General features: G+C 63.9%; 16 protein-coding genes. 5 read left to right on the top strand and 11 right to left on the bottom strand.

Annotation, left to right across the window (positions count from 1 at the left end; all coding sequences use genetic code 11):
• Positions 1 to 96 precede the first annotated feature (96 nt).
• From Q2941_RS01300 to Q2941_RS01285, 4 genes are all read left to right on the top strand, one after another.
• Positions 97 to 744: a CoA transferase subunit A gene (locus Q2941_RS01300; protein ID WP_027521025.1), complete on the top strand. Its 648-nt coding sequence runs from the start codon at positions 97 to 99 to the stop codon at positions 742 to 744.
• A gap of 4 nt (positions 745 to 748) precedes the next feature.
• Positions 749 to 1,399 (top strand): 3-oxoacid CoA-transferase subunit B, encoded by a 651-nt coding sequence (locus Q2941_RS01295; protein WP_027521026.1) that lies wholly within the window; start codon positions 749 to 751, stop codon positions 1,397 to 1,399.
• A 12-nt stretch (positions 1,400 to 1,411) separates the two neighbouring features.
• The gene (locus Q2941_RS01290) at positions 1,412 to 1,870 is read left to right on the top strand and encodes a MaoC family dehydratase (RefSeq protein ID WP_027521027.1); all 459 of its coding nucleotides are present in this window, start codon (positions 1,412 to 1,414) and stop codon (positions 1,868 to 1,870) included.
• 339 nt (positions 1,871 to 2,209) lie between these two features.
• The gene (locus Q2941_RS01285; protein WP_458191319.1) at positions 2,210 to 8,611 is read left to right on the top strand and encodes an AAA family ATPase; all 6,402 of its coding nucleotides are present in this window, start codon (positions 2,210 to 2,212) and stop codon (positions 8,609 to 8,611) included.
• Between the two features lie 102 nt (positions 8,612 to 8,713).
• Here the strand turns inward: Q2941_RS01285 and fabI are convergent, their stop codons facing one another.
• Genes fabI through Q2941_RS01265 form a run of 4 tightly spaced genes read right to left on the bottom strand, consistent with a single transcriptional unit; the run spans position 8,714 to position 13,891 of the window.
• Complete coding sequence (gene fabI, locus Q2941_RS01280; protein WP_027521028.1) at positions 8,714 to 9,502, bottom strand: enoyl-ACP reductase FabI; 789 nt, start codon at positions 9,500 to 9,502, stop codon at positions 8,714 to 8,716.
• Positions 9,499 to 10,713 carry an acetate/propionate family kinase gene (locus Q2941_RS01275; protein WP_027521029.1) on the bottom strand — a complete coding sequence of 405 codons (1,215 nt, stop codon included), beginning with the start codon at positions 10,711 to 10,713 and terminating at the stop codon, positions 9,499 to 9,501. Before Q2941_RS01275 ends, fabI begins: the two co-directional genes overlap by 4 nt.
• A gap of 5 nt (positions 10,714 to 10,718) precedes the next feature.
• Positions 10,719 to 11,681: a phosphate acetyltransferase gene (locus tag Q2941_RS01270; protein ID WP_027521030.1), complete on the bottom strand. Its 963-nt coding sequence runs from the start codon at positions 11,679 to 11,681 to the stop codon at positions 10,719 to 10,721.
• Positions 11,682 to 11,710: 29 nt separating this feature from the next.
• Positions 11,711 to 13,891 (bottom strand): DUF3141 domain-containing protein, encoded by a 2,181-nt coding sequence (locus Q2941_RS01265; RefSeq protein WP_458191318.1) that lies wholly within the window; start codon positions 13,889 to 13,891, stop codon positions 11,711 to 11,713.
• A 214-nt stretch (positions 13,892 to 14,105) separates the two neighbouring features.
• Here Q2941_RS01265 and Q2941_RS01260 point away from each other — a divergent pair, with 214 nt between their 5' ends.
• Positions 14,106 to 14,627, top strand: a complete 522-nt coding sequence (locus tag Q2941_RS01260) for a GNAT family N-acetyltransferase (RefSeq protein ID WP_458191317.1) — start codon at positions 14,106 to 14,108, stop codon at positions 14,625 to 14,627.
• 3 nt (positions 14,628 to 14,630) lie between these two features.
• Here Q2941_RS01260 and Q2941_RS01255 read toward each other — a convergent pair whose 3' ends face one another.
• The 7 genes from Q2941_RS01255 to Q2941_RS01225 all read right to left on the bottom strand — a co-directional run bounded on the left by Q2941_RS01255 (position 14,631) and on the right by Q2941_RS01225 (position 22,963).
• Positions 14,631 to 15,719, bottom strand: a complete 1,089-nt coding sequence (locus Q2941_RS01255) for an AI-2E family transporter (RefSeq protein ID WP_035661070.1) — start codon at positions 15,717 to 15,719, stop codon at positions 14,631 to 14,633.
• Positions 15,720 to 15,834: 115 nt separating this feature from the next.
• Positions 15,835 to 16,878: a HoxN/HupN/NixA family nickel/cobalt transporter gene (locus Q2941_RS01250; protein ID WP_084801318.1), complete on the bottom strand. Its 1,044-nt coding sequence runs from the start codon at positions 16,876 to 16,878 to the stop codon at positions 15,835 to 15,837.
• Between the two features lie 70 nt (positions 16,879 to 16,948).
• Positions 16,949 to 18,457, bottom strand: coding sequence for a glycerol-3-phosphate dehydrogenase (locus Q2941_RS01245; protein WP_027521034.1), 1,509 nt, complete (start codon positions 18,455 to 18,457; stop codon positions 16,949 to 16,951).
• A complete protein-coding gene (locus Q2941_RS01240; protein WP_027521035.1) occupies positions 18,454 to 19,218 on the bottom strand; it encodes a class II aldolase/adducin family protein in 765 nt (254 codons plus the stop codon). Before Q2941_RS01240 ends, Q2941_RS01245 begins: the two co-directional genes overlap by 4 nt.
• Positions 19,219 to 19,237: 19 nt before the next feature.
• Entirely contained in the window at positions 19,238 to 20,278 is a 1,041-nt protein-coding gene (locus Q2941_RS01235) for a 2-hydroxyacid dehydrogenase (RefSeq protein ID WP_254113152.1), read from the bottom strand.
• Positions 20,271 to 21,851, bottom strand: coding sequence for an FGGY-family carbohydrate kinase (locus tag Q2941_RS01230; RefSeq protein ID WP_027521037.1), 1,581 nt, complete (start codon positions 21,849 to 21,851; stop codon positions 20,271 to 20,273). Before Q2941_RS01230 ends, Q2941_RS01235 begins: the two co-directional genes overlap by 8 nt.
• A gap of 2 nt (positions 21,852 to 21,853) precedes the next feature.
• Entirely contained in the window at positions 21,854 to 22,963 is a 1,110-nt protein-coding gene (locus Q2941_RS01225; RefSeq protein ID WP_027521038.1) for an ABC transporter ATP-binding protein, read from the bottom strand.
• Positions 22,964 to 22,972: the final 9 nt, after the last annotated feature.

Genomic DNA, 22,972 nt, shown 5'->3' with positions numbered 1-22,972 from the left:
AAATGATGGGGAGCATTGATGCAAATCAAAGGCTCGCAGTGACAGCCGGCAAACATCCGGTTGCTGCTGCCCTCACGTCGCATCGGAGTTACCGCCATGAAGGCCGTTTCCGTCGAAGAAGCTGTTGCGATGATCCCGGCAGGCGCGAGCGTCATGGTTGGCGGGTTCATGGCTGTCGGGACACCGGAGCGCCTGCTCGATGAAATCGTCCGGCAGCAGAAAAACGGCCTGACGCTGATCTCAAATGACGCAGCCACGCCCGGCAAGGGCGTCGGCAAGCTGTTCGATGCGGCGCTGGTCTCGCGGCTGATCGCGACCCATATCGGCCTCAATCCAAAGGCGCAGCAGCAGATGCTGGCGAATCAGATCGCCGTCGATCTCATTCCGCAAGGCACCTTCGTCGAACGCATTCGAGCGGGCGGATGTGGCCTCGGCGGCGTTCTGACCCCGACCGGCGTCGGCACACTGGTCGCCGAAGGCAAGCGACAGATCGAAGTCGACGGCAAGCCCTTCCTGCTCGAGACTGCGCTGCGGGCGCAGTTCGCGCTGGTGCATGCCTTTCTCGCCGACTATCTCGGCAACCTCGCCTACGCCCTGACGTCCCGCAACTTCAATCCCGTGATGGCGATGGCCGCCGACACCGTCATCGTCACGGCCGATAACATCGTGCCGGTCGGCGTCATCGCGCCGGATCACGTCGTGACGCCGGCGCCGCTCGTCGATTTCCTCATTACCAACGGGTGAGATCATGGATGCACAGACCATCATCGCCCGACGCGTCGCCAAGGAACTGAAGAGCGGCAACCTCGTCAATCTCGGCATCGGCATTCCGACGCTGGTCGCGAACTACGTTCCGTCCGATCTGAAGGTGTTCTTTCAATCGGAGAACGGCCTCATCGGCACCGGCCCGATCCCGGAACAAGGCATGGCCCATCCGACACTGACGGATGCCGGCGGGCGCCCGATCAGCGCCCTGCCCGGCGCCAGCACCTTCGACAGCGCGATGTCGTTCGGGCTGATCCGCGGCGGCCATGTCGACGTCACCGTGCTCGGCGGCCTCCAGGTCGACGCACACGGCCACCTCGCCAACTGGATGATCCCCGGCAAGATGGTGCCGGGCATGGGCGGGGCGATGGATCTCGTCAGCGGCGCCAAGCGCGTCATCGTCGCCATGCAGCACGCGGCCAAGGGCAAGTCGAAGATCGTCGCAAAGTGCACACTGCCGCTGACGTCGGCGCGGCCGGTGAGCCTGGTGGTCACCGACATGGCCGTCATCGGCTTTCCCGACGGCAAAGCGACGCTCCTGGAAACCGCGCCGGGTGTCAGTGTCGGCGAAGTGATGGCCGTAACGGATGCCGAACTCGCCGTTCCCGACAGCGTGCCGGAAATGAAGATCTGACGGGGCCAGGCCATGCGGATATTCAGCGACTTCAAGGAGATCAAATCCGCTGTCGGCACCGAGATCGGCGCCAGCGACTGGATCGAGATCACCCAGCAGCGCATCAACCAGTTCGCCGAGGCGACCTGCGACGAACAGTGGATCCATGTCGACCAGGAGCGCGCGAGCAAGGAAATGCCAGGCGGCAAGACCATCGCGCACGGGCTGTTGTCGCTGGCGCTCGCCCCGCTCTTCATCCGCTCCGTGATTGGCCTGAAGGGCCTGCGCAACACCCTCAACTATGGCGCAGACCGGATACGCTACCTGGCTCCAGTCCCTGCCGGCTCAAAGCTGCGCGGCCGCGTCACGGTCGCCGAAGCCGAGGACGTGCCGCCGGATGGCCTGCGCGTGAACTATCATCTCGTGATCGAGATCGAAGGCGGCAAGAAGCCGGCCTGCGTCGCCGAGCTGATCGCGCTGCACTACCGCTGAAAACAAAAACTGAAAAACAACCCCATGCAAAGTAGCCCGGGGTCGGCACGACATCATGCGGAATATCCGAAACGACTTGACACGTCGGGCAAATCACCGGCACGATGCCATGATCAGCCGCAACTGTCCTGACCGGGTGTCCTAGCTAGGCCGTGTGCCCCATAAATGGGTTGGTCCAGCGGCACGTCTGACGTCCGCTTGTCGGCTCCTGGCATTCTCGTTCTTCCTGCTGGCGCCGCCGTTCTACTTTGCGCGCGACACAACCTGCAGGGAGCTGACCGACTTCGTGGGCGAGAAAGGACATCGTCACGCCGGCTCGTGAGTGATAAACTCCGGCATATGAACCCATCATCCAAGTTCGGCGCTGGTGGGGACGGCGGCCTCCGGGTGTTGTGGCAGGACAGCGAACGCGTCGTCTGCCGGGAATGGACGCTGGGCGCCGATGGCCAGCGCAAGGCCGTGCTGGCCGTGCGGCCCGCCGCCGAGCACCCAACGCCCGCCAGCCTCGATCGCCTTGGCCACGAATTCGGATTGAAGGACGAGCTGGACGGTGCCTGGGCGGTGCGGCCGCTGGACCTCAGGCGCGATGGCCGGCGGACCATGCTGGTGCTCGAGGACCCCGGCGGCGAGCCGCTCGCCGCGCTGCTCGGCGCCCCCATGGAGGTGGGACGGTTCCTGCGCCTCGCCATCGGCATCTCTTCGGCCCTGGGTCAGCTCCACCAGCGTGGTCTTGCCCACAAGGACCTCAAGCCGGCCCACATCATGGTGAACGGCGCGGACGGCGAGGTGCGGCTCACCGGCTTCGGCCTCGCCTCGCGCCTGCCGCGCGAGCGACAGGCGCCCGATCCGCCCGAGTCGATTGCGGGGACGCTCGCCTACATGGCGCCCGAGCAGACCGGACGCATGAACCGCTCGATCGATTCCCGCAGCGACCTCTACGCGCTCGGTGTCACGTTGTACCAGATGCTCACGGGCTCACTGCCGTTCACCGCGTCCGATCCCATGGAATGGGTGCACTGCCATGTCGCCAGAAGGCCGGTTGCACCGAGCGAGCGGTTGGAGAATGTCCCGGCCACGCTCTCCCAGATCATTATGAAGCTGCTCGCCAAGGCCGCTGAGGAGCGTTACCAGACCGCCGCCGGCGTCGAGAGTGATCTTCGGCACTGTCTGGCCGAATGGAAGCGTCAGGGGCGCATCGACCCGTTTGCGCTCGGCGACCACGACGCGCCGGACCGGCTGTTGATCCCCGAGAAGCTGTACGGGAGAGGACGCGAGGTCGAGACGTTGCTCGCCGCCTTCGATCGCATCGTCAAGAGCGGCTCGCCGGAGCTGGTCCTGGTCTCGGGATATTCCGGCATCGGCAAGTCCTCGGTCGTCCATGAGCTGCACAAGGTGCTCGTGCCGCGACACGGCCTGTTTGCGTCCGGCAAATTCGACCAGTACAGGCGTGACATCCCATATATGACGCTCGCTCAGGCTTTTCAGAGCCTCGTCCGGCCTCTTCTCGGCAAAAGCGACGCCGAGCTAAACGGTTGGCGCGACGCCCTGCAGGAGGCGCTGGGCCCGAACGGACGGCTCATGATCGACGTCGTCCCCGAGTTGAAGCTCATCATCGGAGAACAGCCACCCGTCCCTGAGCTTGCGGCACAGGACGCGCAACGGCGCTTCCAGCTGGTGTTTCGGCGACTTATCGGTGTCTTCGCACGGCCGGAACATCCCCTGGCACTCTTTCTCGACGACTTGCAATGGCTCGACGCGGCGACGCTCGATCTGCTCGAGGATCTGTTGACCCGGTCGGATCTGCAGCACCTCATGCTGATCGGTGCCTATCGCAACAACGAAGTCACTGCCGCCCATCCATTGATGCGGAAGCTCGACGCCATCAAGACGACTGGCGGAAAGGTGGCGGAGATCACGCTTGCACCGCTCGCTCGTGAGCACCTTGGGCAGCTCTTGGCGGACGCTCTGCGCTGCGAGCCGGAGAGCGCCGCGCCGCTCGCGCAACTGGTGCACGAGAAGACCGGTGGTAATCCGTTTTTTGCCGTTCAGTTCATTTCTTCGCTGGCCGAAGAGGGAATGCTCGCCTTCGATCATGATGCTGCGAGCTGGTCCTGGGATCTCGACCGCATTCAATCCAAACGATATACCGACAACGTCGTGGACCTTGTGGTCGGCAAGTTTGCCCGCCTGCCGATCGAAACGCAGAACGCATTGCGGCGCCTGGCCTGCCTCGGAAACATCGCCGAGATCAAGACCCTTTCCCTCGTCCACGGGACGTCGGAGGAGCACATCCACGCGGCCCTGCAGCCGGCCGTCCGCCAGGAATTTGTCGAGCGCCTGGCCGGCAGCTACCTGTTCGTCCACGATCGCGTTCAGGAAGCCGCATATTCGCTGATCCCGGAGGCGCTGCGCGGCGAAGCGCACCTTCGAATCGGGAGACTGCTCGCGGCGCACATCCCTCCCGAGAAACGCGAGGAAGCGATCTTCGACATTGTCAATCACCTCAACCGCGGCGCCACGCTGATCACGGCACCGGAGGAGCGCGAGCGGCTGGCCGAGCTCAACCTGATCGCGGGCAAGCGCTCCAAGGCCTCTACCGCCTATGCCTCGGCGCTCACCTATCTCGCCGCCGGCGCGGCACTGCTGCCGGAAGACCGGTGGGAGCGCCGGCATGAACTGACTTTCGAGCTGGAGCTGCACCGGGCCGAATGCGAGTTCGTGACGGGTGCTCTGACGGAAGCGGACGAGCGCCTGGCTGCGCTTGCTCCGCGCACCGCAACGACGGTCCAGCGAGCAACCGTGGCGTGTTTGCGCGTGGATCTGTATATGACCATCGATCAGAGCGACCGCGCCATAGCAGTCGGGCTGGACTACCTCCAGCACCTGGGCATCGACTGGTCCTCGCATCCGACAGAAGAGGAGGCACACCGCGAATACGAGCGCATCTGGTCGCAGCTCGGGAACCGCACGATCGAGGGCCTTGTCGAGTTGCCCTTGATGAGCGATCCGGAATCGCTCGCGACCGTCGACGTCCTGATAAGGATCGCACTGCCCGCCTTCTTTGCGTCATCCCATTTGGGAACCCTGGCAACCTGTAGAGCCGTCAACCTCAGTCTCGAGCACGGCCACAGCGACGCCTCGTGTCCCGCCTATGAGCTGCTTGCCATGTTGGCCGGGCCGTATTTCGGCAACTACGATGCCGGATTTCGATTTGGCCGCCTCGGCTGTGAGCTCGTCGAAAAACCGGAGCTGAAGCGCTTCCAGGGCAGGACGCTCGAGATTTTCGGGTTCGTCGTGCCCTGGACGAGACATGTCCGGACCGGCCGTGATTTCCTCCGTCGCGCGTTTGAAATCGCAAACCGTGTCGGCGATCTCACATATGCGGGATACAGCTGTGCCCAGCTGAACACCAATCTTCTCATGGCAGGCGATCCGCTCGTGGAAGCGCAAAGCGAAGCAGAAAGGGGGCTCGAATTTGCACAGAAATTCGGGTTTGGTCTTGTCGTTGGTTGGATTACCGGGCAGCTCGCCCTGATCCGGACGTTGCGTGGCCTGACGGCGAAATTCGGTGCCTTTGACGATGGGCAGTTCGATGAATGCGCGTTCGAGCGCCATCTGTCGAACCACCCGGCATTGAGGCTTCCCGAATGCGGGTACTGGATACGAAAGCTGCAGGCACGCTTTCTTTCCGGCGACTATACGGCTGCTGTCGATGCTTCGTCGAGGGCGCAACCGCTGCCTTGGCCATCGCTGACACACCCGGAAACGGCGGAGTATCACTTCTATGGCGCACTGTCGCGCGCCTCATCGTGGGACATCGCAGCGGCCGGCGAGCGGCAGCAGCATTTGGAGCCCCTGGCCGCGCACCACCGACAGCTCGAGATCTGGGCAGCGAATTGCCCGGAAAACTTCGAGAACCGCGCCGCGCTCGTAGGGGCCGAGATCGCGCGGATCGAAGGCCTGGAGCTCGAGGCCACGCGTCTATACGAGAAAGCGATCCACTCGGCGCGCGCAAACGGCTTTGTTCACAACGAGGCGCTTGCATACGAGCTTGCCGCGCGCTTCTACGCGGCGCGCGGGTTCGAAGAGTTCGCGCGCGTGTATCTAACAAGCGCGCGCGATGGCTATCTCCGTTGGGGTGCCCTTGGCAAGGTGCAACAGCTCGATGAGATGTATCCGCACCTTCGTAAGGAAGTAACGGCGCCCGCTGCGACGGGTACGATCGGCACCCCAGTCGAACATCTCGACCTCGCGACCGTGATCAAGGTGTCTCAGTCCGTCTCGGGCGAGATCGTACTGGATAAGCTGATCGACACACTCATACGCACCGCGATCACTCAGGCGGGCGCCGAGCGCGGCCTGTTGATTCTTTCGCAAGGGCTTGAGCAACGGACCGCGGCAGAAGCCACGACCAGCGGCGACGCGGTCATCGTGCAACTGCGCGAGGAGACCGTAACTGCAGCCATGTTGCCGGAGTCGGTTCTGCATTGCGCCTTGCGCACGCAAGAGAGTGTGATCCTCGATGATGCCGCGACCCAGAATCCATTCTCCGCGGATCCGTACATCCATCAGCACCGTGCTCGTTCGATCCTCTGCCTACCTTTACTCAACCGGGCCAAGCTCATCGGGGTGCTCTATCTGGAGAACAACCTGACTCCTCGCGCCTTCGCGCCGGCCCGCATCTCGGTGCTGAAGTTGCTGGCCTCGCAGGCGGCGATCGCGCTGGAGAATAACCGTTTGTACCGTGATCTCGCTGAGCGCGAAGCGAAGATCCGGCGCCTGGTCGATGCCAATATCATCGGGATCTTCATCTGGGATTTCGACGGTCGGATCATCGAAGCCAATGACGCATTTCTCCGCATGGTAGACTACGACCGAGAGGATCTCCTCTCGGGCCGCGTACGCTGGACGGAGCTGACGCCGCCGGAATGGCTCGACCGCGACGAACAACGCTGGGTACCCGAGTTGAAGAGGACCGGAAGCTTGCAGCCGTTCGAGAAGGAGTATTTTCGGAAAGACCGCGGCCGCGTTCCTGTACTGATCGGCGTGGCGACCTTAGAAAGCGGGAACCAAGGCGTCGCTTTCGTGCTCAATTTGACCGAGCGCAAGCGCGCAGAGGAACGCCTTCGCGTGCAGCACATGGTCGCGCAGATCTTGGCGGAAGCGGTCACGATCGAAGAGGCCACTCCGAGAATATTGCGGGCCATGGGCGACTGTCTGGGATGGGACGTGGGCGCGCTCTGGTGCGTGGACCGAGAGGCCGGGGTGCTGCGCTGTGTCGAGCTTTGGCATCAAGCGTCGATAGAAGTCTCGGAATTTGAAAGAGTCGCTTGGGAGTTCACCTTCGTTCCAGGGTTGGGACTACCGGGCCGGATATGGTCCAGCCTCAAGCCCGAATACGTTCCCGATGTCGTTCCTGATCAAAACTTTCCGCGCGGACTGATCGCCCAACGCGAAGGACTGCACGCGGCCGTTGGCTTTCCTGTCCTGCTCGGGGGGGAACTCTTTGGCGTGATCGAGTTCTTCAGCCGCGAGATCAGGCAGCCCGATCAGGAGCTGCTCAATATGCTGGCGACCGTCGGCAGCCAGATCGGTCAGTTCATCGAGCGCAAGCGCGCCGAGACGGAATTGCGCGATTCGGAGCAGAATTACCGCACGTTGTTCGACTCGATCGACGAGGGTTTTTGCACGATTGAGGTCTTGTTCGACCAGAACGAAAAGCCGGTCGATTATCGGTTTTTGCAAACCAGCCCGTCGTTTGAACGGCACACGGGAATCAAGAATGCAGCCGGCAGACGGATGCGCGAAATCGCGCCACAGCACGAAGAACATTGGTTCGAGATTTACGGCAGGATCGCCCTGACGGGCGAGCCGGTGCGCTTTGAAAATGAAGCCAAACAACTCGGACGCTGGTATGACGTTTACGCCTTCCGGGTCGAAGACCCCAGGCGCAGACGCGTTGGAATCCTTTTCAAGGATATTACCGAACGCAAGCAGGCGGAAGCCGAAGCACGAGACAGCGAGCGCCGCTATCGCGAGGTGCAGGCGGAGCTGGCCCACGCTAGCCGCGTCGCGACGATGGGGCAGCTTATGGCCTCGATTGCCCATGAAATCAGACAACCGATTGCTGCGACTGTCACCAACGCACAGGCCGGGATGAACTGGCTCGCTGCTCAACCGCCGAATCTGGAGGAGGTCCGAAAGACGCTTGGTTGGATCGTCAGCGACGGCATGCGAGCCGACGACGTCATCAGCCGGATCCGGGCCCTTATGAAGAAGACGCCGCCGCGAAAGGAGGTCCTGGACATCAACGAGGCGGTGCTTGAGGTCATAGCCCTGACTCGTGCCGAAGTCGTGAAGAACGGTGTCTCGGTGCGGACGGAACTCGCGAAGGGATTGCCGCTCATTCAAGCAGATCGGGTCCAATTGCAACAAGTGGTCATCAACTTGATCGTCAACGCCGTCGAAGCAATGAGCGGCGTCGGCGAAGGGGCGCGGGAGTTGCTGATCAGCACCGGCAGAGATGGGTTGAATGGCGTGCTCGTCAGCCTGCGGGATTCGGGTCCGGGACTGGATCCGGCGAATATTGAGCACATCTTCAACGCATTCTACACGACCAAGTCCGGTGGCATGGGCATGGGATTATCAATTTGCCGTTCAATCGTCGAAGCGCATGGGGGACGGATATGGGTGGCCGCGAATGAGCCTTGTGGCGCAGTCTTTCAATTCACCCTTCTCTAGCTAGACGAGACCGTTTCCGCTGAATGCGGCGGCCAATGCTGGCGGCATGAGAGAGCCGATGCGGGGCGGTTGCCTCCCGCGGCCTGGTACCGCCGCCTCTCCTCAATCGATGATGTGATAGCCACCGTCGATGTAGAGAACACTGCCGGTCATCAGCTTGGCGCCGTCGAGCGCCAGGAACGCCGTGGCATGGCCGACGTCGTCGATGCTGACGAGGCTCCGTGCCGGCGCTTTCGACTGCGCCTTGTCCATGAGCTCGTCAAACTCCGGAATGCCTGATGCCGCGCGCGTCGCCAGCGGTCCCGGCGAGATCGCGTGGACGCGGATGCCCTTCGGCCCGAGCTCCGCTGCGGCATAGCGAACGGCCGATTCCAGCGCCGCTTTCGCTACGCCCATGATGTTGTAGTTCTCCACGACCATCTGACTGCCGTAATACGTCATGGTGAACATGGTACCGCCATTCTTCATCAGCGGCTCCGCCAGATGAGCCATGCGCAGGAAGGACCAGCAGGAAACCTCCATGGTCTTGAGAAAGCCCTCGCGGCCGACGTCGACGACGCGTCCGTGCAGCGCTTCCTTCGGCGAGAAGGCGATGGAATGCAGCAGGAAATCGAGCTGGCCCCATTCCTTCTGAATGCGCTCGAACACCTGCTCGATCTGGCCTTCGACCATCACGTCCATCGGCATGAAGATCGGCGCCTCGAGCGCCTGCGCCAACGGCTCGACATGCTTCTTGGCGCGATCGTTCAGATAGGTCACGGCGAGCTCGGCGCCGAGCGCGCGAAACGCCCGTGCGCAGCCCCAGGCGATCGACTGATCGTTGGCGATGCCGACGACGAGACCCTTCTTCCCCTTCAGCGCAACCTTCGTCTCCGGATACACGGGAATCATGACACCCTCATAGATCTGGCGTTTTGCGATTTTCCGTTCATCAACAGCGCCAACGTGTGCTGCGCGATCATCAACTCCTCGTCCGTCGGCACGACGTAGACGGGAATGAGGCTGTTCGGTCGCGAAACCAGCCGCGAGTGACGCGCGTTCTCGGCAGCATCGAGCGCGACGCCCAGCCAGCCGAGTTGCTCCGCAACGCGAGCTCGAATGCTGGCGGAGTTCTCACCGATGCCGGCGGTGAAGACGAAGGCGTCGAGGCCCTGCAAGGCCGCCGCGAGCATCCCGGTGGCGAGGCCGATCCGATAGACGAAGTAGTCGATCGCGAGCTTTGCGCGCGGGTCCGCGCTCGCTTCCAGCTCGCGCATATCGTTGCTGACGCCGGACAGGCCCTTCAATCCGCAATCGCGGTAGAGGAAGTCCTGCACTTTCGCGGGTGACATGCCCTTCTCGGAGATCAGATAGAGCACCACGCCGGGATCGAGCTGACCGGGACGCGTGCCCATCGGCAGACCGTCCAGCGCCGTAAAACCCATGGTGCTCTCGACGCTCTGCCCGCCCTTCATCGCGCACATCGAAGCGCCGCTGCCGAGATGCGCAACGATCACCCGCCGCCTGGCGATGTCGGGCGCGATCTGCGGCAAGGTCTTCGAGATGTATTCGTAGGACAGGCCATGAAAGCCATAGCGCCGCACGCCTTCGGCATGCAGTTGATGCGGGATCGCGTAATGATCGGCAAGCGGCCCATGGCTGCGGTGAAACGCGGTGTCGAAGCAGGCGACCTGCGGAAGCGAAGGAACGTTGGCAAGGATCGAGCGGATTGGCGCGAGATTATGCGGCTGATGCAGCGGCGCCAGCGGGATAAAGCGTTCCAGATGCGCCACCACTCCGTGGTCGATGAGGACGGGTCGCTCGTATTCCGGCCCGCCATGGACGACGCGATGTCCAACAGCCAACGGTTGAATGCGAGCCTCGTTTCTTAGCCACTCGCCCGCGACCTCCATCGCGGCCGGAACGTCCGGGATCGCCTCGATCGGATAGGCGCGATCGGCCAGGGGATCGCCACCCGCTCCGCTCGCCCGCAGGCGCGGCCGGCTCCCGATACCGTCCATCTGCCCCTTGATCTGCCGGCGAAGCGTGCCCTCGCCCTCGACCGAGAAGACCTGGAACTTGACGCTCGAGGAGCCCGCATTGATGACGAGGATCGTATCCATGGCAGTCACGCGGCAACTGTCGGCGCCTTCTGGCGCCGTGCATGGGCGTACAGCGCGGCCACGGCGCACGACGCCATCCGCGCCCGCGGGCTGTCCGCCCGCGACGTCAGGACAACAGGCACCCGGGCGCCGAGCACGATGCCGGCGCTATCCGCCTTGGCGAAGTAGGCGAGATTCTTCGCCAGCATGTTGCCGGCCTCGAGATCAGGCACGACCAGAATCTGTGCCCGGCCCGCCACCTCTGACTTGATGCCCTTGATCCTCGCGGCGTCGACATCGATGGCGTTGTCGAAGGCCAGCGGACCGTCGAGCAGGCCGCCGGTAATCTGGCCGCGATCGGCCATCTTGCAGAGCGCGGCAGCCTCGATCGTGGACGGAATCTTCGACGTGACAGTCTCGACTGCCGACAGGATCGCCACCCGCGGCGTCTTGCCGAAGCCGGCAAGGTTGTAGAGGTCAATCGCGTTCTGGATGATGTCGCGCTTGGCATCGAGATCGGGAAAGATGTTGATGGCCGCGTCGGTGACGAAAATGGTCTCGGCATAGGCCGGCACGTCCATGACGAAGACGTGGCTGATGCGCCGGTCGGTGCGCAGGCCGCCGACCTTCGCGGTCACCGCGCGCATCAGTTCGTCGGTGTGCAGGCTGCCCTTCATCAGCAACTCGCCGCGGGCCTCGTGAATCAACTCGACGCCCTTGGCTGCTGCCGCGTCGCTGTGCGGCGCGTCCACGATCTCATACCCGGCGATGTCGAGACCAAACCTGCTCGCTGTCTCCCTGATCTTCCGCTCCGGACCGACGAGCACGGGCCGGATGATCCCGGCGCTCGCGCTGTCGACGGCGCCACGCAGCGATGTCTCGTCGCAGGGGTGGACCACGATGGTTGGCGTGGATGGCACGGCCTTGGCGGCCGCGATCAGACGGTCGTATTTGTTGCCCGCTCGCGTTTGCGTCGTGTCGGCCGACATGGTGCTGCTCCCAATTCTGCCAATCTGCGCTACGACGCTTTTGCTCTGGGATCGAAAGGGGCGACGTTCGAGTCGCCTTCCTCACCGACACCGAAGAGCCCGGCAACCTGCTTCAAGCGCCTTGCCCGCTCGCCGGTGATGTCCTCGCTCGCGGACAGCACTTCGCGCATGGCCGCGAAGGCTCCGCGCCGCTGATTGACGTCGTCGGGCAACATCTTCGGGATCGCAGCCAGGGCTCCGTCCCGATCGAGCAGCAACATGAAGAATTGCTCGCGAACCAGCATCTTGAACTCAGCCAGCGTCAACCGGGTTCCGGTATGTTCGCGCCGCACCTGGCGCAACGCCTCGATGCTTCGCTCGTCAACCATGCCTCGCGCCGATCCGACGTAGAGCAGCGCACGAATGGCCGCCTCGCGAAGACCGCCTTCGCCGATCTTCGACTTCAGCTCGGCGATCCGCTTCTGAAGCATCGCGCGGTGTTCGACCGTCATCTCCCGCCGGCCGGATGGCGCGGCGTTCGGGTCGACTCCGACCGCCGTCTGCAAGGCCGGCGAACCATAGACATTGAGGAAGATGGCTTCGCTCAGCGCCTCCTGCGAATCCCGCCAGCTATCCAGCGCGTGAACGATCTGCTTGGACATCTGTTCCTGGAACGCCAGGAACGGATTGTCCTTCGAGGCCGGCTTACGCTTGTCCTCGACCGCGTCGGCCGCCGATTTCACTACCGACATCCAGGGATTCTGGCTGCTGAAGGCCTCATATTGCAGCCGCAGCGGATGCATGTTGCGCGCCAACTCCGCCATCTGCGGGGTCACCATGCCCTTGATCCAGGGCTGTACGTATTTCTGATAGGCCGCGAGGTTGAGCTCCGAGACGCGCTTGGCGGCGGCAAACCGCCGCTCGTCCTCGGGCGAATTGCCGCCCATGGCGCGGATATCGTCGAGCGTCCGCGCCTCACAGCGCATGATCCACTGGCCGGTCGCGAGATCGGCATTGACGGTATCGGAGCCCCTCGCCTCGAACGTCGCCTCGTAGAGCCCCGGCGGCAGTACGTCGATCAGATCGATATTGCTCGAGAATTCCGCGTGCTCCTTCTTGGCGACACCGCCGGACACGAAGATGCCGAGATGGCCGACACTTTCATGCACGGTATAGACGATCGTCTGCCCATAGGCCCTGATCTCATCGACGTCGGCATAGCATTCGAGGATCCAGTGCAATGCCTGCTGTGGCGGCGTGATGTTGTCGCCCTTGGAGCAGAACACCACGATCGGCGAGCGGATATTGCGCAGATCCACCTTCTTGCCGTCGGACATCTCGATCTTGCCGGCCGCGAGATTGTTGCCGACGAACAACTCGTCGACGATGAACTGGATCTCCTCGGCATTGAGGTTGACGTGCCCGCCCCACCAGCGCTCGAATTCGAGGTAGCGATCGGCCTCGGTGTCGACCTTGGAATAGACGTTATATTGCTTGGTCCAGAGCGTGTTCGAAGGATTCTGGTTCTCGAAGTTTTGAACCAGCCAGGCGCCATCGAACTTGCCACCGCCGAGATCACTCGCAAGCGCCGTGAGCCAGCTTCCGCCGAGCAGACCGCCGGAATAGCGCATCGGGTACTTGCCGTGCACGCCTGCCCAATAGGCGAGCGGCGCACCGGCGATGACGAGCGGCCCGAAAAGTTCCGGCCGCAGCGAGGCCAGGATCATGACCGCCCATCCGGCCTGGCAATTGCCGATCACGCACGGCTTGCCGTCCGCCTCAGGATGGCGACTGATCACCTTCTCGATGAACAGCGCTTCGGCGCGCGCGATGCGTTCGATCGTCTGTCCCGGCATCGGTTCCGGAAGGAAGCCGATGAAATAGCAGGGATGTCCCGCCTTCATGGCAACGCCGATCTCGCTGTCGGCCTTGAAACCGCCAATGCCCGGCCCATGGCCCGCGCGGGGATCGACCACGATGAATGGCCGCCGCTTCATATCGATGTCGACGCCCTTGGGCGGAATGATGCGAACGAGCGCATAGTTGACCGGCTCGTCCAGCTTGCGCCCGTCCATGATCAATTCGGCGGCATATTGCAGGACATGCGGCGCGGTCTGCGCGACATGTTCCCGGTACTGGTCACCGCGCTGTCGCATGATGTCCAGGAACAGGACGCTGCGCTGGCCCGCATCCACTAGATATTCGACCGCCGACGCAACCAGCCCAGACATGGGGCCGCCGGGGAGTTGTGGTTTGTCCAGTTGTGGTGTGTCCAGCTGCTGTGCTTTGTCCATGGACATGTTCCGACCTCGCTGTCGCGCTGCGTCATTCAAGTTGCGTGCTCCTGACGAGCGTTGATCTAGGTCAACGTCGGAAGGCCTTAAAGCGATGTCGAAATATGGCGCTCGGCAGCGATCACGGCCGCGGCGGTATTGGGACCCCAAAATGGCAGAGGCAGCGAACTATTCAGCCGAGGAGTTTCTGAAGGACGGGAGCCCAGTCGAGATCAGGGCGCTGCGGCCCGCGGACGAGGCGGAGATGCTGGCCGCGATCGAGCGGACGAGCCCGCAATCTCTGCAACGTCGCTTCTTTGCCATGAAGCGCCACTTCTCGGACAAGGAACGGGTCTTCTTCATGCAGGTCGATTTCAAGAATCACGTCGCGCTTGCAGCACTCGTCCGAGAGGGCGACGAACAGATGATTGTCGGAGGCGGCCGATTCATCGTGTTCGAGCCAGGGGTCGCAGAAATGGCCTTCGTCGTGATCGATGCTTTCCAGGGACGCGGACTCGGCTCGCTCCTGATGCGGCACCTGATCCAGATTGCGCGCGACAGCGGATTGCAGCAGTTGACGGCGGAAGTCCTTCCCGAGAACACGGGCATGCTGAAAGTGTTCGAAAGGTCCGGCTTCAAGCCCACCGCGCGCCGTGACCCGCAGACGGTCCATCTGGTCCTCGAGTTCGGCTAAACCTCAGCCGCTCGTCGCTTTTTCCACTGGCGTGCCGCTGTCGATGCGTATCCACGCCGCGGCGAGTTCCCAGGCCACCGACAGGATGATCGGCCCGATGAAAAGGCCGATGATCCCGTGCGCGAGCGTTCCTCCGATCACGCCGATGAGGATGACGAGCGTCGGCGTGGTCAGGCCCCGCCCCATCACGAGCGGCTTCAGGATGTTGTCGAGGAAGCCGACAAGGACGAGGAACACCGTCAAAAGCAACGCCGTCGTCACGTCCTTGTCCATCCAGATCCAGATGACCACGGGCAGCAGGACGATGAGGGGGCCGATCTGCACGATCGACAGCAGCAGGACGACGAAAGCCAGCAGGCCTGCGCTTGGAATATCGGCCAGCTTGAAACCGATACCGGCCAGCAAGGCCTGAATGATCGCGACGCCGATCACGCCCTGCGCCACCGCACGGATGGTCGCACCCGCGAGCTCCAGAAAATGCTCGCTCTGCTCCGGCACGATCCGGAACAGGAAACCTCGCGTCACCGCCACGAGTTGCGGCCCGAAAGGAAGGAGAATGCCGGAGACGAGGACGGAGACCAGGAACTGGAGCGTGCCGAGACCGGCGTCGCCTGCAAAGGACAGCAGCGGTCCCGCGAGCGACTTCAGATAGGGCGCGACCTCGCGCAACACCGCCCGCACGTTGGTGTAGGCCAGATCCCAGAATTGATAGAGCTGCGGGCCGATCAATGGCCACGTCTTGACCCGCTCCGGCGCCGGCTGAAGCGCGAGTTCACCGCTGCCGAGCTGGCTTGCCAGATCCTTCACGCCCTCCACCGCGCTCACGCCCAGCCAGGCCGCCGGGCCGACAACGATGCCGAGCGCGATGAGCGTCAGAATCGCTGCCGCAGTCCGGGGACGTCCACCGAGCAGTTTCGCAAGCCAGCTGAAGGCGGGATAGAACGCGACTGCAAGCACCGCGCTCCATGTTAAAATCGACACGAAGGGACGGATGATGACGAACGTCCACATGATCAGCAAAGCCAGCAGGCCAAGCCGGATCAAGAGCTGGATGATATCTTCTGCGGACAAGAGCTGACGGAGCGTCTTCACGGCGGACTCTCATCTCAAGGCAGCCTTCGCAAAAATATCGATCGGCCTTGCGCAGTCCTGTTGACCCAGATCAATGATCGCCGCCTCCGCGGTTCCCGGCCCTTGCGCAAGACTCTCAGGCCACCTCGACGGCATCGACGGGCCCGACGCGGGCGAACGCGACGCGATAGGTAACGATGGAGACGATCCAGGCGAGCACGAACAGGGCGATCACCGCGAAGCCGAAATTGGCGAGCGAGCCGTTGAGGCTTTCAATCAGCGTCCACAACGCGCCGTCGAGGCCAAAGCGCTGGCCGATCAGGCCGAGCGCCTCGACGCCGCCGATGAACAGTGCGACCACCACGGAGGCGCCGGTGATGGTGAGGTTGTACCAGAGCTTGCGGATGGGATCGACGAAGGCCCAGCGATAGGCGCTCACCATCAGCGTCGAATCGGCGGTGTCGACCAGCGCCATGCCGGCGGCGAACAGCGCGGGAAACACCAGCACATCCGACAGCGACGCGCCGCGTGCGGCTTCCGTCGCCGAAATGCTCAAGAGCCCGATCTCGGTCGCAGTATCGAATCCGAGGCCGAACAGGAAGCCGAGCGGATACATGTGGTGGGATTTCGAGACCATGCGGAACATCGGCGAGAGCAGCCGCGCCAAGAGGCCGCGGCCGGCCAGCAGCGCCTCGATGCCTTCTGCATCATGGGTGCCATGGACGCGCACCGCGCGCAGTGTCCGCCACAGGTCGACGAAGATCGCAAGATTAAGCACGGCGATCAGCAGCAAGAAGAGCGCAGACACCGATGTGCCGATCACGCCGCCGACGGTCTTGAGCAGGCTGTCGCCGCCAAGGCTCACGACGCCAAGGCAGAGCAGCAGCGTGGCGACGACCACGACCGTGGAATGGCCGAGCGCGAAATAGAGCCCGGCGCTTTTCGGCGCCTCGCCCGCATGCATCAGCTTGCGCACGACATTGTCGATGGCAGCGATGTGATCAGCATCCACAGCGTGGCGCAAGCCGAACACCCAGGCGAGCAGCGCGGTCGCCATCACCGCGGGCCGGTCGGCAAACAGCGCGAAAGCCCAGATCCATGCGGCGACGTTGGCGAGGATAAGTCCTGCGAACAGCAACAGGGTACCGGATTTGCCCCCCTGCCAAGACCCCTTCGTCACGCGACCCGCTCCATCCAACCGCACTTCCTAGTATGATCTTTCTATCGAACTATCATACCAGGGAGCAAGCCTAGATGTAGCCCTCAAACCCGACCCGCTGGGCCGGCGTCAGATGCAGGCCGTGCTTGGTGCGGCGATCCAGGAAGTCGGCCGGGGTTTTGGCCCATTCTTTCTCGCGCAAATATGCTGCTTCGCGTTCATAGAAGTCGCCGCCGAAATGACGTCCGAGATCGGCGGAGATGCGGGCCGAGCCCAGAAGCTCACGGGCACGTGTGCCATAAAGGCGCGCATAGTGATGGATCAGCTTGCGCGGAAGATCGGGATAGTCGCGCGCAAGATTGACGACGAAACTATCGAAGGAGCCGCCGATGTCGCCGCCGGGCAGCGGCGCGCCCGCCGTCCATGCCGGCTGCATTTTTGGAAACCAGCTCTCCAGACGCCCGAGTGCATGCTCGGCGAGCCGGCGATAGGTCGTGATCTTGCCGCCGAAGATCGACAGCAGCGGCGGCGTGTCGGGCGTGCCGTGAACCTCGAAGACATAGTCCCGTGTCACGGCGGACGGATTGTCTGCGTTATCGTCATAGAGCGGCCGTACGCCGGAGAAGGCATGGACCACTTCGCTTGCGCGCGGCGGCGCGCGGAAGTAGCGGCTCAGGACCTTGAGCAGATAGTCGATCTCGCCCTGGTCGATCGCGACGTCCTCGGCGCGGCCGTCGTAGGGAATGTCCGTGGTGCCGATCAGCGCGAGATCGTCCTCATAAGGGTTGACGAAGATGACCCGGCGATCCTCATTCTGGAGGAGATAGGCCTGCGGCCCGCTCCAGAACTTCGGCACGACCACATGGCTTCCCTTGACCAGCCGGACATTGTGCGAAGAGTTGAGGCCCGCGACGCCTTGCACGACATCTTGCACCCAGGGCCCCGCAGCGTTGACGAGCGCGCGCGCGCGGACGATCTGCGTACTGCCGTCCTCGCTCTGCATCTCCAGACGCCAGACGTCCCCTTCCCGGCGCGCGCTCACCGCGCGCGTGCGCGGCAGGATTTTTGCGCCGCTTCGCGCAGCATCGATCAAATTGAGGATGACGAGCCTGGCATCGTCGACCCAGCAATCCGAATATTCAAAGCCACGGCGGAATTCGGCACGCAGCGGCGCGCCCTCCGGTTCATGCGCGAGGTCGAGCCCGCGGCTCGCGGGTAAGCGCTTGCGGCCGCCGAGATGGTCGTAGAGGAACAGCCCGGTGCGGACCAGCCAGGCCGGCCGCTGCTCCGGCGAGTGCGGCAGCACGAAACGCATCGGCCAGATGATGTGCGGCGCCGATGCGAGCAGCACCTCGCGCTCGATCAGGGCCTCGCGGACCAGGCGAAACTCGTAATATTCGAGATAGCGCAGCCCGCCGTGGACGAGCTTGCCGGAGCGCGACGAGGTGCCTTCGGCGAAATCGTCCTTCTCGCACAGCAGGACTTTCAGCCCGCGCCCCGCCGCATCGCGGGCGATACCGGCGCCATTGATGCCACCGCCGATGATGGCGATGTCGACAAGCCCGTGATCCCTGCCCGCGTCAGGCGCAGCGCCCGTCATCGCTTTCCGCTGTGCTTTTTCTCAACCCGTTGCCGTGCCGCCGCCTTCGCAGCGCGCGCCTTGGCCGGCTTTGGACCCGACTTGGCCTTGGATTCGGGCTTGGGCTTGGGCGTCTGCAATCCGTAAGTCGAGAATCCTTTCGCCGTTTCGGCGATCTCCGCCTCGCTGAGAATGTGCGGCGCGCCGAGTGCGAGCGAGAGATAATATTGGCGCGCGATGGTCTCGAGCTCGACGGCAAGCCACATCGCCTTGTCGAGATTGGCGCCGACGGCGATCATGCCGTGATTGGCGAGCAGGCAGCCATTGCGGCCCTCGAGCGCTTGTAGGGCGAGTTCGGACAGCTCCGCCGTGCCATAGCGCGCATAACCGGCGCAGCGGATGTCGTTGCCGCCGAACGCCGCCATCATGTAGTGGCAGGCGGGAATCGGCTTGCGGGCGATGGCGAGCACGGTCGCGTAAGTCGAGTGCGTGTGGACGACGCCGCCGACATCCGGCCGCCCGCGCATGATGTCGAGATGAAAGCGCCATTCGGTGGACGGCTGCAGCGGTCCTTCCCAGGAGCCGTGTTCACCCTCGAGCGGCATCGAAGCAATCATCTCCGGCTTCATCGCGTCATAGGGCGTCGCCGACGGCGTGATCAGCATCCGGTCCTTGCAGCGGGCGGAGATATTGCCTGACGTCCCCTGGTTCAGACCCGAGGCGTTCATCCACCGGCATTTGGCGATGATCGCTTCGCGTAACTGTCGCTCCTCGCGGGTCATGTCGAAACACCTTTCGTCTTCAGCACGGGTTGAGCGGCGGCTCACCGGCTAGATAGCGGCGAACCTCTTCCGCGGCCTGATCGGCAGCAATGGTGACGGTGCGCAAGGAAGCGCCGGCGATGTGCGGCGTCAGCGTCACGTTCGGCAATTGCAGCAGCGGCCAGTCGGGCGGCACCGGCTCGACGGCAAACGTATCGAGCATGGCGCCGCCAAGGCGTCCCGAGGACAACACCTCGAACAGCGCCTGATAGTCGACCAGCGGGCCGCGCGCCGTGTTGATCAGCAATGCGCCCGGTTTGACCCGCGCGAGCGCCGCGCGATCGATGAAGCCCGTCGTCTCGCTGGTGACCCGCGCATGCAGGCTGATGACGTCAGCGCGCGCCAGCAGATCCGCGAGGCCGACGTGCTCGACGTCGTCCTTGCGGTCCTGCGCGCTGAGCTGGACGTAGGGGTCGGCGACCAGGATCTTGCAGCCGAAGGCCTTGAGCAGCTTCACCACGCGGGTGCCGATCGCGCCATAACCAACGACGCCCACCGTCATCTCGCCGAGCTCGCGACCGGTGCGATCGGCGCGATAGAGATCGCCGCGCCATTCGCCACCGCGCAACGACTCGTGCCCGCTGCGGATCAGGCGCGTCTCCGCAAGAATGGCGCCGATGGTGAACTCGGCCACCGCGCTTGCATTGCGCCCGGGGGTGTTGACGACGATCACGCCGTGATCGCGCGTGGCCTGCATGTCGATATTGACGGGGCCGCCGCGCGAGACCGCAATGAACTTCAGGTTCGGCAAGCGCTCCAGCATCGACCGCGAGATCGGTGCGAGATGCGTCACCAGCAGCGCTGCGTCGCCGATGAACTCTGCGACCTCGTCCGGATCGCCCATGAACTCCTTCAGGCCATCGAGCTTCGAGCCGGCATAGCCGTGCTCCATCGGCTCGTCCGGCCAGGGCTGCTCCAGAAGGCGGATGTCGACGCCGTCGCCGCAGGCAGCCGTGATCTTCTCGGCGAACACCGACGGCAGCATGAAGCGGTCACCGACGATGGCGATGGAGCTAGACATGACCGGCTCCTGCACGCAGCGCCGCAAGCTGCTTCCAGACCGGCCGCGACGCGAGTCTCGCCTCCAGATAGGCCGGAAACATCTTCGCGTAACGCACGGCCAAGGCCGGATCCGGCGTCTGTGGTTCGTTCAGATACGGTCTCACCCAATCCTCCGCGCAGGCCGTCATATCCGGATAAAGTCCGGTTGCGACGGCTGCGATCATCGCAGCACCTCCTGCCCCGGCTTCGCCGCGACTACAGACGCGCACATTGCATTCGAGCACAGCCCCAAGGATAGTCCCGAGAGCGCGGCTGCGCGCTGCGCCGCCCGTGATCCGCACCTCGCCCGGCAACGCCCCCATCGCGGCATAGCAATCGCGCGCGGCGAAGGCGAGCCCCTCCATCACGGCACGCATCAGGTCCCAATAGCCGTGGCGCGACCGCAGGCCGATGAGTTGGGCGCAAGCCTCATGGGCAACGAAGGGCCCGCGCTCGCCAGCGTCGGAGATGAAGGGATGAAACAACAGGTCGCCGGCCTTCGCCGCCAGCACCTTCTCGTCCAGGCGGCGGATCAGGTCGGCACGCGAACGCACCACGCCCTCGGCGGCGAGCAGATCCCGCGCGAGATCGAGCAGCCAGTCGATGTTGAGCGTCGCCGCCATGTTGGACTGCATCTGGGTGTAATGGCCGGCGACCGGGAACGGCATGGTGTAGCCAGTCGCCTCCGCGTTCAACGTGACCGCGTCGGCACTGGTGGCGAGCCGCATATGCATGCCGGTCGACCCGATGATGGTGCAGCCGACATCGGGTGATGGATCGTAGAGGCCCGCGCCGAGCGCATTGCAGACCACGTCGACATAGCCGAGCGAGACCGGCACGCCCTCAGGCAGTCCGGTCTCGATGGCGGCGGCCGCACTCAGCGGATGCGTCGTCGTGACTCCGTCGACCACCTCGGGAAACAGGGCCGCGCAATCGGCGATGCCGATCAGCCGCGCTGTCTCCGCATCAAAGCGGCGCTTGCGGAAATCACCACAGGTGAAGGTCGACTCCGACGGATCGGTCGCACGCTGGCCGGTGAGCAGAAAGTAGAGCCAATCCTTGCAGTGAAAGGCCGTGCTGGCCCGGGACAGTGTCACGGGCGCATGCGCTTGCAGCCAGGCGAGTTGCGGCCCCTGCTGGCAGGCGTTGAGCCCCGAGCCGGTGCGCCGATAGAGCGCGGCATTGCGCTCGCTGGCGCGGATTCCTTCGACGAGACTGGCGGCACGGGAATCCAGCCATAGCAGCGCCGGCGCGACCGGGCGGCCGTCATCGTCGATGAGCCAGGTGCCGTCGCCCTGCCCTGTGACCGCGACGGCCGCGAGGCGCCGGGAGATATCCGGCACGGCCGCCACCAGTCCGCGCAATGCGGCAACCGTATCGGTCCAGGTTCGGGACATGTCCTGCTCGACGTGGCCGCCAGGCGTGGTCGTGTATGTATTGGGCAGAGAGAAATCGCCGAGCTGCCGCCCGTCGCGCGTGAACGCCACGGTCTTGATCAGAGACGTGCCGGCATCGATGCCGATGATCACGTCGCGCTGCGGCGAGGTCAGCATGGTCAGCCCCCCTCCGCATGACGAATGCAGGTGCCGTCGGCGCCAAAGATGTGGAGGTGGCGCGGCTCCAGCGCGAATGGAATGACGTCGCCCGCCCGCGCCGCGATCCGGTTCGGCGTCACCGCGATGAGAAGATGGCCAGCGCATTCCCCTGCGACATGCGACTGGTCGCCGAGCCACTGATTGGACACGACGCGCACGCGGACATCGCCCGTCCCGACCGCGACCTTCTGCGGGCGGATGCCGACCCGGACGCGGTTGCCCTGTTCAAGGGACCGACGCGCGGCCTGATCGAGCGTATCGCCCGGAATCTGGAACGCGATATCAGAACCGACCGACAGGCGGAAGCCGCCGTCGGCGGGTGCAACCCCCGTCTCCAGCAGATTCATCGGCGGTTCGCCGATGAAGCTTGCGACGAAGAGATTGGCCGGACGGTTCTTCAATTCCCTTTCGCTGGCGAATTGCTGAAGGACGCCATCCTCCATCACGGCGATGCGATCGGCGAGCGCGCTCGCCTCGGTCTGGTCATGGGTAACGAAGATCGCCGTCATGCCGCGCTCGGCCAGCAAGCCCTTGATCCGCCCGCGCAGCACTGCGCGCAGTTGCGGCTCGAGCTGGCCCATGGGCTCATCGAGCAGATAGAGGTCGGCGTCCCGCACCAAGGCACGCGCCAGCGACACACGCTGCTGCTGCCCGCCCGAGATGGCGCGCGGAAAGCTGTCCAGGATGTCCTCGATCTCGACCAGGCGCGCGATCGCTTCGACCCGGCGCGATATTTCGCCGCGCGAGAGCTGCTGTGCCTTGAGCGCGAAGGCAATGTTCTCGCGCACCGTCAGCGGTGGGTAGAGCGAATAGCCTTCGAAGGCCATCGCCACTTTGCGCTTCGCCGGCGGCAGCTCGTCGATCCGCCGCTGCGACAGCGCGATCGCGCCCGAGGTCACGCTCTCGAAGCCCGCGATCATCCGCAACGTCGAGGTCTTGCCGCAGCCCGAGGAGCCCAGGAGAGCAACGATCTCGCCTTTCGTCACCGCCATGTCGAGCGCGCGCACGGCATGCACCGGCGGTTTGCCGCGGCTGCTATAGACCTTGTCGACATTCTTGATTTCGAGCATGGCCATGGG

The organism is Bradyrhizobium sp. UFLA05-153, assembly GCF_054185185.1.
The sequence above is the reverse complement of the archived record's forward strand: the minus strand, read 5'-3'. Positions and strand labels throughout refer to the sequence as shown.

Excerpts from the sequence above, each read along its gene's own strand:
- Q2941_RS01300 (WP_027521025.1), top strand. The coding sequence starts at position 97 with ATGAAGGCCGTTTCCGTCGAAGAAGCTGTTGCGATGATCCCGGCAGGC.
- Q2941_RS01295 (WP_027521026.1), top strand. The coding sequence starts at position 749 with ATGGATGCACAGACCATCATCGCCCGACGCGTCGCCAAGGAACTGAAG.
- Q2941_RS01290 (WP_027521027.1), top strand. The coding sequence starts at position 1,412 with ATGCGGATATTCAGCGACTTCAAGGAGATCAAATCCGCTGTCGGCACC.
- Q2941_RS01285 (WP_458191319.1), top strand. The coding sequence starts at position 2,210 with ATGAACCCATCATCCAAGTTCGGCGCTGGTGGGGACGGCGGCCTCCGG.
- fabI (WP_027521028.1), bottom strand. The coding sequence starts at position 9,502 with ATGATTCCCGTGTATCCGGAGACGAAGGTTGCGCTGAAGGGGAAGAAG.
- Q2941_RS01275 (WP_027521029.1), bottom strand. The coding sequence starts at position 10,713 with ATGGATACGATCCTCGTCATCAATGCGGGCTCCTCGAGCGTCAAGTTC.
- Q2941_RS01270 (WP_027521030.1), bottom strand. The coding sequence starts at position 11,681 with ATGTCGGCCGACACGACGCAAACGCGAGCGGGCAACAAATACGACCGT.
- Q2941_RS01265 (WP_458191318.1), bottom strand. The coding sequence starts at position 13,891 with ATGTCTGGGCTGGTTGCGTCGGCGGTCGAATATCTAGTGGATGCGGGC.
- Q2941_RS01260 (WP_458191317.1), top strand. The coding sequence starts at position 14,106 with ATGGCAGAGGCAGCGAACTATTCAGCCGAGGAGTTTCTGAAGGACGGG.
- Q2941_RS01245 (WP_027521034.1), bottom strand. The coding sequence starts at position 18,457 with ATGACGGGCGCTGCGCCTGACGCGGGCAGGGATCACGGGCTTGTCGAC.
- Q2941_RS01240 (WP_027521035.1), bottom strand. The coding sequence starts at position 19,218 with ATGACCCGCGAGGAGCGACAGTTACGCGAAGCGATCATCGCCAAATGC.
- Q2941_RS01235 (WP_254113152.1), bottom strand. The coding sequence starts at position 20,278 with ATGTCTAGCTCCATCGCCATCGTCGGTGACCGCTTCATGCTGCCGTCG.
- Q2941_RS01230 (WP_027521037.1), bottom strand. The coding sequence starts at position 21,851 with ATGCTGACCTCGCCGCAGCGCGACGTGATCATCGGCATCGATGCCGGC.
- Q2941_RS01225 (WP_027521038.1), bottom strand. The coding sequence starts at position 22,963 with ATGCTCGAAATCAAGAATGTCGACAAGGTCTATAGCAGCCGCGGCAAA.